11 protein-coding genes are annotated in these 11,187 nt (G+C 71.3%); 7 read left to right on the top strand and 4 right to left on the bottom strand.

Annotated elements, in window-relative coordinates; genetic code table 11:
• Positions 1-70 precede the first annotated feature (70 nt).
• The gene (locus IU449_RS00765) at positions 71-742 is read left to right on the top strand and encodes a hemerythrin domain-containing protein (RefSeq protein WP_195000051.1); all 672 of its coding nucleotides are present in this window, start codon (positions 71-73) and stop codon (positions 740-742) included.
• Positions 743-845: 103 nt separating this feature from the next.
• Here IU449_RS00765 and IU449_RS00760 read toward each other — a convergent pair whose 3' ends face one another.
• The 3 genes from IU449_RS00760 to IU449_RS00750 form a co-directional block, all read right to left on the bottom strand.
• Positions 846-2,411 carry an FAD-dependent oxidoreductase gene (locus tag IU449_RS00760; protein ID WP_195000050.1) on the bottom strand — a complete coding sequence of 522 codons (1,566 nt, stop codon included), beginning with the start codon at positions 2,409-2,411 and terminating at the stop codon, positions 846-848.
• Positions 2,412-2,497: 86 nt separating this feature from the next.
• A complete protein-coding gene (locus tag IU449_RS00755; protein ID WP_228803603.1) occupies positions 2,498-2,902 on the bottom strand; it encodes a VOC family protein in 405 nt (134 codons plus the stop codon).
• A gap of 5 nt (positions 2,903-2,907) precedes the next feature.
• Complete coding sequence (locus IU449_RS00750) at positions 2,908-3,666, bottom strand: SDR family NAD(P)-dependent oxidoreductase (protein ID WP_195000048.1); 759 nt, start codon at positions 3,664-3,666, stop codon at positions 2,908-2,910.
• Between the two features lie 135 nt (positions 3,667-3,801).
• Between IU449_RS00750 and IU449_RS00745 the strand changes: the two genes are divergently transcribed.
• Genes IU449_RS00745 through IU449_RS00720 form a run of 6 tightly spaced genes read left to right on the top strand, consistent with a single transcriptional unit; the run spans position 3,802 to position 9,828 of the window.
• On the top strand, positions 3,802-4,602 hold the full coding sequence (locus IU449_RS00745; protein WP_195000047.1) for an enoyl-CoA hydratase-related protein: 801 nt from the start codon (positions 3,802-3,804) through the stop codon (positions 4,600-4,602).
• The gene (locus tag IU449_RS00740; RefSeq protein ID WP_195002219.1) at positions 4,599-5,768 is read left to right on the top strand and encodes an acyl-CoA dehydrogenase family protein; all 1,170 of its coding nucleotides are present in this window, start codon (positions 4,599-4,601) and stop codon (positions 5,766-5,768) included. Before IU449_RS00745 ends, IU449_RS00740 begins: the two co-directional genes overlap by 4 nt.
• Entirely contained in the window at positions 5,765-6,850 is a 1,086-nt protein-coding gene (locus IU449_RS00735) for an acyl-CoA dehydrogenase family protein (protein WP_195000046.1), read from the top strand. The genes IU449_RS00740 and IU449_RS00735 overlap by 4 nt, the downstream gene beginning before the upstream one ends.
• Entirely contained in the window at positions 6,850-8,127 is a 1,278-nt protein-coding gene (locus tag IU449_RS00730; RefSeq protein WP_195000045.1) for a CaiB/BaiF CoA transferase family protein, read from the top strand. Before IU449_RS00735 ends, IU449_RS00730 begins: the two co-directional genes overlap by 1 nt.
• Positions 8,124-8,852, top strand: coding sequence for a GntR family transcriptional regulator (locus tag IU449_RS00725; protein ID WP_416382091.1), 729 nt, complete (start codon positions 8,124-8,126; stop codon positions 8,850-8,852). Before IU449_RS00730 ends, IU449_RS00725 begins: the two co-directional genes overlap by 4 nt.
• A gap of 4 nt (positions 8,853-8,856) precedes the next feature.
• Positions 8,857-9,828, top strand: a complete 972-nt coding sequence (locus tag IU449_RS00720) for an alpha/beta hydrolase (protein ID WP_195000044.1) — start codon at positions 8,857-8,859, stop codon at positions 9,826-9,828.
• Positions 9,829-9,897: 69 nt separating this feature from the next.
• Here IU449_RS00720 and IU449_RS00715 read toward each other — a convergent pair whose 3' ends face one another.
• Positions 9,898-11,184, bottom strand: coding sequence for an NAD(P)/FAD-dependent oxidoreductase (locus IU449_RS00715; protein WP_195000043.1), 1,287 nt, complete (start codon positions 11,182-11,184; stop codon positions 9,898-9,900).
• Positions 11,185-11,187: the final 3 nt, after the last annotated feature.

Here is an 11,187-nt window from a genome sequence, read left to right as displayed (position 1 = left end):
GTGCGTCTCGAGCGGGCTACAAGCGCCCGGCCGCATGCTCACCGCATATCCGAACACCGACAGGAGCAGCATGAACGCCACCACCGCACCCGCCCGCCCCGACACCTACGACATGGTCGTCGTGCACAACTCCTTCCGCAGGCACTTCCGGGCGCTGCCCGACCTCGTCACCGGCGTCGCGGCCGGTGACCTCCAGCGAGCCCGGCGCCTCGTCGCATTCCTGGACGAGCTGGGCACCGGCCTGCACGAACATCACACCGGCGAGGACGAGCTCCTGTGGCCGCTGTTGCTCGAGCGCGCCTCCACCGACGCGGCCCTGGTGCTGCGCATGGAGGAACAGCACGAGCGGATCGCCGAACTGACCGAGCGCGCCCGCCGCGAATCAGCCGAATTCGCATCGGCCGCTGACTCTTCGGTCCGCGACCGGCTCGCCGTCACGCTGCGCGCGCTCGCCACCGCTGTCGACGAGCACATGACCGAAGAGGAACGGCAGGTCCTGCCCGTGGTCGAGAACGTCCTGACCGTCCCGGAATGGCAGGCACTCGGCGAACGCGGCCGCGAGCACATGCCCAAGGACCGCCAGCTGGTCTTCTTCGGCTTCCTCCTGCAGGGCGCGTCCGACGCCGACCGCCGCAAGTTCCTGGCCGAGATGCCGCTTCCGGCGCGCCTGGCCTGGCGTCTGCTGGGCCGTCGCGCCTTCGCCAAGGAGTACCGGGAGATCTACGGCACGGACCCCGAGTAGCCGGGACGGATCCCGGGTAGGCATGGAACGACCTGCAACAGACACCGGCAAACGGATCGCCGTCGTCCGCGACGCGCGAGAAGCCCGCCGGTCCACATCGGCGTCAGGAGGCGGTGGCGTCCGCGATGCCGAGCCGGTCGGCCATGTCGGCGACTGCACGGTAGGCCATGACCATGCCGGAGCCCAGCGGCACACCAGGGCCGGGATACACCGGACCGGCCACCGAGGCCGCGGCGTTGCCCGCGGCGTAGAGGCCGGGAATCACCGAACCATCGGCGCGCTCGACCGCACCCTCGCGGCCGATCACCGCGCCGCCCTTGGTGCCCAGGTCGCCGAGGACCAAGCGGACCGCGTGGAAGCGGGCTCCGTTCAGCGGCAGCAAGCACGGCTGCGCCGAGGCCGCACCCACGAAAAAGCGGCCGAAAGGATCCTCGCCCCGGTGGAAATCCTCGTCCCTGCCCTGCTCGGAGAACCCGTTGAACCGGTGCACCGTCGCGGTGAGCTGCTCGGCATCCACGCCGATCGCGGCGGCGAGATCGACAAGGTCGTCCGCGGTGTGCCACAGCCCGGCCGCCGACAGCTCCGCCCGGCTGGGCGGCGGGACGCAGATGGCGGGCATGTCGTCGCCGGAGCGGTCGTCGAAGACGAACCAGAACGCCTCGCCGTGGCCGAGCCGCATCCGTTCGCGCATCGCCCGGCCCATCCGGTCGTAGGGCAGCATCTCGTCGGCGAAGCGCTGCCCGGTGCCGTCGACGATGATCCCGGCCCGCACACCGAGGGTGAACGCGGCGTGTCCGTTGGGGAACAGGGTGGCCGGGCACCACCACGACTGATCAAGCAGATCCGTTGCCGCGCCCACGGATTCGGCCAGTGCGAGCGCGTCGCCGGAGCCGGTGTCGGGGTGTGAGGAGGTCCAATCGGCGCTGGGCATGTCCTGCCACTTCGCGCGCAGCTCCGGCGACCGCTCGAAGCCGCCCGCGGCCAGCAGTACTCCGGCGCGCGCCCGGATGCGTGTCCTGATGCCGTCGGGTTCGGTGACGACGACGCCGATAACCTGTCCCTGCTCGTCCTGCACCAGGCCGGTGACCGGCGTGGACAGCTTCAGCTCGGCGCGATCGGCGGCGTCGAGGGCGAGGATCATCCGGGCGATCCACGCCTGCCCGCCGTCGAGCACCGACCGGTCCATCTCCACGCCGAACTGGTCGGCGGGCACCATCGGCCGGATGTCGCCCAGTCGGTCACCGACCTCCTCCGCCGAGATCGCACGGGCGAAGATACTGCGCCCGCCGGCGCTGCGGCCCGGCGCGTCGAAGTAGTCCGGGAACGGGCGGTGCTCGAGCGGAATCCCGATCGCGTTCTCCAGGAAATCGGCCACGACCGGGCCGGTCTCCAGGTAGGCGCGCTGCACCTCGGACCGGGTGCGCTCGCCCACGAGCGCGGAGAAGTAGGTGAGTCCCTTCTCCACGGAATCGTCGACGCCCTGCCTGGCCAGCACGTGATTGCCCGGAAGCCACACGCTGCCACCGGAATACGCCGATGTGCCGCCGAAGCGGTCGGTCTTCTCGAGCACGCAGACCGTCAGACCGCGGTGCACCGCCGCGAGAGCTCCCGCCAGCGCGGCGCCGCCCGAGCCCACCACTACAACGTCACAGGTACTGTCCCAGCTCATTGTCGACTGCACTCCATCTCTCCGGTCCGGGTGTGAACGGCGTCACGGTAAACGCCATCGGACGCCGTCATCCCCGACCGTCCCGCTCAGTGGTCGCGGACCGGCGGGACGGGGCCGACGACCTCGAGCAGATAACCGTCGGGATCGCGAACCTTGCCGATGACGCGGTGGCCGAACGCGGGCAGCGCGGTGGCGGGCATCTCCTCGACGCCGCCGCGCGCGCACGCGTCGGCCAGCAGCCCGGCGACGTCCTCGGTGTTGAGGATCAGCTTCACGAGCATGGTCCCGTGGTCGGGCGGCGCGGTGTCGCCGTGCGGGGCGATGAGCTCCACCCCGGCGGTCCCCGCCCGCAGGATCACCGCGTCGAAGGCGTCGGTGGAGAATTCCCGCTCCTTCGCGAAACCACATCCGGCGATGTAGAACTCGGCGGACCGAGCCAGGTCGGTCACCCGGATGGCGGTGAGCGAGAGGGTGACCGGCGCCGTCGGCATGCCGCTCATCGAGTCTGGGACCCGCCGTTGAAGTCGAGCGTCTGCCCCGTCATCCCGCCCGCCTCGTTCGAGGCCAGGTACGCGCAGAACGCGCCGACCTCGATCGGATCGCCGAGCCGGCCGATCGGGATGCCCGCGACGAGCCGTTCGATCTGCTCCGGCGGCATCTTGTGCACCAGGTTGGCCTGCAGGCCGAGCGCGACGATGTTCGCGGTGACGCCGTACTGCCCGGTCTCCGCGGCGAGGTGCCGGATGAATCCCTCGACGCCGCTCTTGCCGGTCGCGTACATCGAGACATTGATGTTCTGGCCGGTGCGCGCGGAGCCCGAGGAGATCTGCACGACGCGGCCCCAACCGTTGTCGCACATGCCGTCGATGACGGCCTTGATGCAGTTCAGCGCGCCGTAGATGTTGAGATCGATCGACGGCGGCCACTGCTCGGGTTCCAGTTCCCGGAACGGCTTGCTGACCCTGTCCTCGGCGACCCCCGCGTTGTTCACCAGGATGTCCACGTGGCCGCCCAGTTCCGCCTCGGCGGACCGGATCGCGGCGACCGTCGCCTGGTAATCCGTGACGTCGAACGCCTGGGCGATGGCTTTGTTGCCCTCGGCGACGATGTCGGCGGCCACCCGTTGCGCGCGGTCGGCGAACAGATCGTTCACCACGACCGTCGCCCCCTGACGCGCGAGCACCGTCGCGATGCCCTCCCCCACGCTCTGGCCCGCACCGGTGACCAGCGCGATCCGTCCGTCCAACTCGAACACGAGTTCCGCCTTTCGTCGATTCCGCCACCGAAGAGCAGGGGTGGCGTCCTGCCTCCGCACACTCTCCGAGGTACAGGGTCGGATTGTCAATCATCATTGGATTTTATTTTGGATCCAATCTGCTACGGTGGCGCCATGACGCCTGACAACACGGTCGGCGCCCCGTCCGAGACGCCGGTCCTGACCGACTTCACCGACGGTGTCGCGCAGTTGACACTGAACAATCCGCGCCGCAAGAACGCGATCACCCTGGAGATGGCCGCCCTCATCGGCGATTTCTGCGAGTGGGTGGAGACCGACCCCGGCATCGGCGCCGTTGTGGTGCGCGCGGCCGGCTCGTATTTCTGCAGCGGCGCCGACACCAGGGACCTGGCGAGTTCCTCGGCCGACCCCGCCTCCCCCGAAGCGGTGCGCCGCACCTCCGCGGTCTACGGCGCTTTCGTCCGGGTGGGCACGCTGCCGGTCCCGACCATCTCCCGGGTGGTCGGCGGCGCGGTGGGCGCGGGGCTCAACCTCGCCCTTGCCACCGACCTGATGGTTGTCACCCCCGAGACGCGGCTCGAGAGCGGATTCCTCGCGCGCGGTATCCATCCCGGCGGCGGTCACCTGGCGCTGCTCGGCCGCGCGGTCGGCTGGTCGAACACCATCGCGTTGGCCGCCTGCGGCCTGTCGCTGAACGGCGCCGAGGCCGTCACCCGGGGTCTGGCGCACCTCGCCGTCGCCGAGCCCGAGCTCGACGCGCGCATCGCCGAGCTCACCGCACCGGCGGCCGCCGATCCCGAACTCACCCGGCGGCTGATGAACAGTGCCCGGCTCGAACTCGGCCCGCCCGCGGTGAGCTGGTCCTCGGCCCTGGAGATCGAACGCGGGGTGCAGATGTGGTCGATGTCGCGCAAGGGCGAGGGTTCGTGGTCGTCGCGGGGGCCGGGGCGATGACCGCCCGCACCACCGTGCCCCGGAGCGTTCCCGTGACAGATGAGGCCGGGCTCGGACAGCTCCGCGAGGAGGTGCGCGCCTTCCTGCGCTCCGAACTCGACGCCGGTTCCTTCTCCCCCGCGCCGGACAACTGGATGAGCGGATTCGACCCCGCGTTCAGCGCGCGCCTGGGCGCACGCGGCTGGCTCGGCATGACGATGCCGAAACGCTACGGCGGGCACGAGCGCTCCCTGCTCGAACGCTTCGTGGTGTCCGAGGAACTGCTCGCCCACGGCGCGCCGGTGGCCGCGCACTGGGTGGCCGACCGCCAGATGGCGCCGGGCATCCTCGCCAACGGCAGCGAGGAGCAGAAGCAGCGCTACCTGCCCGGCATCGCGGCGGGCGAGCTGTTCTTCGCGATCGGGATGAGCGAACCCGACGCGGGCTCCGACCTCGCCGCAGTACGCACCAAAGCCGCGGCGCGCGACGACGGTTCGTGGACGATCACCGGCACCAAGGTGTGGACCACCGGCGCGCACGTGGCGCACGCCATGGTCCTGCTGGCCCGCACCGATGGCGGCCCTGGCGACCGGCACACCGGGCTGTCACAGTTCGTGGTCGACCTGTCCCACCCGGATATCGAGGTGCGCCCACTGCGCAGCATCGACGGCGGTACACACTTCAACGAGGTGGTCTTCCACGACGCGCACGTCGGCGCCGACGCCCTGCTCGGCCGGCGCGGCGAGGGCTGGGCTCAGGTGATGAACGAGCTGGCCTTCGAGCGCTCGGGCCCCGAGCGCTACCTGTCGACCATGCCGCTGCTTCGCGCCTGGGCCGAGCAGCTTCGCCGCACCGGCGCCACCCCCGAACAGCGAGCCACCCTCGGCTCGCTGACCGCGCACGCGTGGGCGCTGCGCCGGATGTCGCTGGCGGTCACCACCGAGCTCGCCGCGGGCCGCAAGCCCGACGTGCTCGCGGCAATGGTGAAAGACCTCGGCTCCACCTTCGAGGGCGATGTGGTCGAGGCCATTCGCGCCTGCACGGAGATCGAGCCGCGCCGCGCGGGCGGCGACCCGTTCGCCCGGCTGCTCGCGACCGGTGTGCTGCACACCCCGGCGTTCACCCTGCGCGGCGGCACGAACGAGATCTTGCGCGGAATCGTCGCGCGCGGAATGGGTTTGCGATGACGAACTGGAACACCGAACTGCTCGACGCGGTCGCCGCGATGGCCGAGCGCGTCGGGATCGACACCACCACCCCCGCCGCCGGGCCCGACGCCGCGCTCTGGTCGGCGCTCACCGAGGCCGGCTTCACCGAGATCGGGATCCCGGAGGAGCATGGCGGCAGCGGCGGCAGCACGGCCGACGCGCTGTCGGTGCTGCACGCCGTCACCGGGCAGGCCGCCGTCACGATGCTGCTCGAACACACGGTGCTGGCCGGCCGCCTCGTTGCCGAGTGCACCGGCAGCCCGGCGAGCGGGCCCGCCACCCTGGTCGTCGCCGGTGCCGGGTGCACCGTCCGCGACACCGGTGACGGCACGGTGGTCGACGGCACAGTCACCGGCGTCGTGCACGGGGCCGACGCCGAATTTCTGGTGGTCGTGCTGCCCGTATCCGGAGCGGACGAACGGCCCTCGATCGGGATCGTCGCGACCGACGCGCCCGGAATCACCGTGCAGCGCGGCGCCGACCTGCTCGGCGCCGCGCTGGACGACTACCATTTCGACGCCACCCCGGTCCGGGTATACGAATCACCTGTCACCACAACCGAACTCGCGGAGCGCGGCGCGCTGGCCTACGCCGTGGCCCTGACCGCCGCGGCGGGCGCGGTCCGCGATCGGACGCTGCGCTACGCCGCCGAGCGGGTCCAGTTCGGGCGTCCGCTCGCCAAGTTCCAGGCCGTTCAGCAGCGGCTCGCCGGGATCGCCGCCCGCACCGCCGTGATGGAGACGGCCACCGAAGCCGCGATCCAGGACGCGGACGACCGGTCGAGAGCCCGGCGCACCGCGATCGCCGCCGCGAAGGTGGTGACCTCCGCGTCGGCGCGTGAAGTGGCCGCCGCGGGCCACCAGATCCACGGCGCGATCGGGTTCACCTCCGAGCACAGCCTCGGGCGCTCCACCGCGGCGCTGTGGAGCTGGCGGGACCGCTGGGGCTCGGAGCGGTTCTGGTCGCGGGCACTGGCCGGGCAGATCCTGGATGAGGGCGCCGACGTCTGGGATCTCGTCACCGGAGTCGATGCGCCCGTTGCCGCAGAAGGGAATTCCTGATGAGCGTCACCACACCATCCGCCGCCGAGACAGCCGACGCGACGGGGATCGACGGCCGCGCCGCCTGGCGCGCCGCCGACACCGCGACCGGCAACGGCGTGCTGACCGGACTGCGGGTGCTGGACCTCAGCCGCGTACTGGCCGGCCCCTATACTGCCCAGATGCTGGCCGACCAGGGCGCGGAGGTCGTCAAGGTGGAAGGGCCCGGCGGTGACGAGACCCGTGGCTGGGGCCCGCCGTTCGTGGACGAGGGCGCCAGCAGCGCCTATTACGCCAGTCTCAACCACAGCAAGGACAACATCGCCCTCGACTTGCGCACCGACGAGGGCCGCGAGATCCTCGGGCAGCTGATCGCCGGAGCCGATGTCGTCATCGAGAACTTCAAGGCGGGCACGATGGCGCGCTGGGGTTTCGACTTCGACACCGTGCTCTCGCAGCGGCATCCGCGCTTGATCTACTGCCGGATCACCGGGTTCGGCGTGGACGGCCCGATGGGCGGGCTGCCCGGCTACGACGCGGTCCTGCAATCCTTCGGCGGGCTGATGAGCGTCAACGGCTATCCCGACGGCAATCCGCTGCGGGTCGGGGTGCCGATCGTCGACATCGTCACCGCGAATCTCGCGGTCAACGGCATCCTGCTGGCGCTGCTGGACCGTGAGCGCAGTGGACGGGGCCAACTGGTCGACATGGCGCTGCTCGACGCGGTCATCTCGCTGCTGCATCCGCACGCGGCCAACTGGATCGTCGGTGGCGAGGTTCCCCGCCGCACCGGCGACTTCCATCCGACCGTGGTGCCGTACCAGGTCTTCCGGGCCGCCGACGGCGACTTCTTCGTCAGCGCGGCCAACAACCGGCAGTTCCTGGCCCTGACCACGACGCTCGGGGTGCCCGAACTCGCCGACGACCCCCGCTTCCGCAGCAACGGAGATCGCCACGCCCACCGCGAGGAACTCGTCGCGATTCTGGGCGAGCGGATCGCCTGCTGGTCCCGCGCGGACCTGGCGCTGCGCCTCGAGCGCGCCGGAGTGCCCGCCAGCCCGGTGAACACCGTCGACGAGGCGCTGCAGTCCGCGCAGACGCGCCATCGCGGGCTGTTCCTCGAGACCGAGGCCTATCGCGGCGTCGGCGTCCCGATCGCGCTGAGCCGCTCGCCGCACCGCACGCCGCGCCCGGCGGTGCCGCACGGCGCCGACACCACCGCCGTGCTGACCGCGATGGGATACAGCGCCGAGCGGATCGCCGACCTGCGCGCGGCTGGTATCTTCGGAAATCCGTGAGCGAACGAACCGGAAGCCCCGTGCCCGCCGACAGTGCCCGCGACGTCGGCCGGGCCACCGGCCGGGTCGTGGCGGAACTCGAGCGGCTGATCGTCAGCGGCGAGCTGCTGCCCGGCCAGCCGATCCGGCAGGTGCTGATGGCCGAGCGGCTCGGCGTCAGCCGGCTGCCGATCCGGGAAGCGTTGCGCCACCTCACCGCCGAGGGCCTGGTCCAGCACGAGCACAATGTCGGCTACACCGTGGCCCGCCTGCAGCAGAGCGATTTCGACCAGATCTACCTCATGCGCGCCGCGCTCGAACCGGAGCTGCTCCGGTCGCTGCCGACGTTCTCCGAGGCGGCTCTCGCCGAGGTGAGTGCCCTCGGCGACCGGGTGGCCCGCGCGGCCGAGGAGGGCGACGTGCTCGCCATGCGATTGCACAACAACGCCTTCCATTTCGCGATCTTCGAGCGATCGCCGCTGAACCTGGTGGTCGCCGAGGTCAGGCGGCTGTGGACGCTGGCCATGCCGTATCACGCCGCCTACCTCTACGACCCGGCCGCCCGCGAGCGCGTGGTGTCCGAACACGACCAGATGATCGAAGCGCTCGCCCGTCACGACAACGAGCGGCTCGTCGCGTTGATGGACGAGCACCGCCGAGGCGGGGAGACAAGCACCGGGATCATGCTGCGCGGCACGCGCACGGGCGCCGCCCGCCCGGGGGATCCCGCCGTACCCGAGGAGTAGACCATTGACCGTTCCGACCAGGCATCCCCCGTACCGCTTCGCCTGGGACCCCGACGTCACCGCGCTCATCGCGCGGATCGAGAGCAACGGGACCGCCCCCGCCCGCACCGTCGGGGTCGAGGCGGCCCGCCGCGCGCTCGAATCGGTCGTTCGCCCACCTGGCCCGGCGATGGCGGCGGTGCGTGACGCGACGATCGACGGTCCGCACGGCCCGATCCCGCTGCGCGTCTACCGCCCGCACGCCGCTCCGGAGACCGACGCTCCCGCCCTGGTGTGGTTCCACGGTGGGGGCATGATCATGGGCTCGCTGGCCTCCTTCGACCGGCTCGCCCGCGACATCGCCGAGGCCACCGGGGCCGTGGTGTTCAACATCGAGTACCGGCTCGCCCCCGAGCACCGCTATCCCGTCGCCAACGACGAGGCGTACGCGGCACTGTGCTGGGTGCATGAGAACGCCGCCGAGTGGGGCGTCGGCACTACCCGTATCGGCGTCGGCGGCGACAGCGCCGGCGGCGGCCTGGCGACCGCGACCGCCCTGCGCAGCCGCGATCTGGGCGGGCCCGCCATCGCCCAGCAGGTGCTGTTCTACCCCGGCATCGAACGGCGCACCGACCGACCCTCCATGCGCGAGTTCGGCGACTCCCCCTTCCTCACCGCCGCGGACATCGACTGGATGAAGAGTCTCTACCTCGGTGAGGACCCGACCACCGACGACGCCTACGGCGTTCCGGCACGTGCGGATTCGCTCGCGGACCTGCCCCCGGCGATCCTCGCCGTCGGCTACGGCGACCCGCTGCGCGACGCCGTCGAGGCCTACGGCGACCGTCTCCGGGACGCGGGTGTCCCCACCGCGCAGCTGCGCTATCCGGGCGTGGGCCACGGCTTCCTCATGCAGACCGCCGCGCTCGCCCGCGCCCGTGCCGCGATGGCCGAGGTCGGCGCCCTGGTGGCGGCGCGCTTCCGGCTCCACGCCTGATACCCCGCCCGAAACGCGGTGCGGCCCCCGGAGCATCTGCTCCGGGGGCCGCGGCGCGTGCTGTGAGGGTCAGCTCGCCACCGATGTCAGCAGCAGCTTCTTCAGCGGGACCGTGACATCGGACAGCTCGTCGGGCCCCGGGCGCCTGCCCCGGCCGAAGGCCGTACGCAGAGCGAGGAAATCGGCCGGCGAGTTGAGGCATTCGGCGGCGATCAGCACATCGTCGGCGAAGTACAACGCCACTCGCCGCCGCGGCTTGTCCGGATCGATCCGCAGCAGCACCGAGGTGTGCCCGCCCATCAATCCCACGATCTGCAACTTCTGGTCGCCTTGATCCGACCAGAACCATGGGGTGGGACGTTGCGGCAGAGGCTTGCCCAGCAGGACAGCCGCCGCCGCATTCGCCTGTTCGACGGCATTGTCCACCGACTCCAACCGGTACCGTCCGCCCGCGGAGGAGACGTGCACCGTGCAGTCGCCGATGGCGAGGGTCCAGCTGTCGGAGGCCAGGCAGCGCTCGTCGACGACGACGCCGCCGTCGCACTCCACGCCGAGTTGCTCGGCCAGTTCGGTTCGCGGCTCGGCGCCGACGCCCAAAAGGACGGTGGCGGCGGGGATTTCGCGTCCGTCGGCGAGCCGGACCCCGCGTACGCCGGTCTCGTCGTGCACGATCTCGGTGGGCATCGCGCCCAGCACGACGTCGGTAGCCATCGCCCGATGCGCGGTGAGCAGGGTGTGCGCCGTCGGCTCCCCGACCGCGCGGCCGAGCAGCCGCTCGCCTGCCTCGACGACAGTCACCTGCGCACCGAGCGCCCTGGCCGTCGCAGCCACCTCCAGACCGATGAAGCCGCCGCCGATCACCACGATCGGCCCGGCCTGCACCCGCTCGGCCAGTGACCGGGCATGGTCGAGATCACGCAGCACGAGCACGTCGGGGTGCTCGGAGCCGGGCAGTGCCGGGCGGCGGGCCCGCGCTCCGGTCGCCAGCACCAGCCGGTCGAACCGCCGCGACGACGCACCGTCCTCGCCTGAGAACCGCACCACGACACCGTCGTCGGTGCGCTCGACGTGCTCGACCCTGGTTCCGGTGAGCAGTTCGATCCGCTGGTCGGCATAGTAGGCGGGCTCGCGCAGCAGTACCGATTCCTCGGTCGCGGCGCCCTTCAACCAGGCCTTCGACAGCGGCGGCCGCTGATACGGCAGGTGCGGTTCCTGCGAGATCAGCGTGATCTCGCCCCGGTACCCCTCGGACCGGAGTCGGTCGGCGAGATGCACGGCGGCGTGCGAGGCGCCGACCACCGCGATGCTGCGCGGTGGTGGCGCCTCGGCGCCGGAGTTGTTCTCCGAGAACACCATCGC

It is taken from the genome of Nocardia higoensis, from assembly GCF_015477835.1.
Taxonomy (GTDB): domain Bacteria; phylum Actinomycetota; class Actinomycetes; order Mycobacteriales; family Mycobacteriaceae; genus Nocardia; species Nocardia higoensis_A.
The sequence above is the reverse complement of the archived record's forward strand: the minus strand, read 5'-3'. Positions and strand labels throughout refer to the sequence as shown.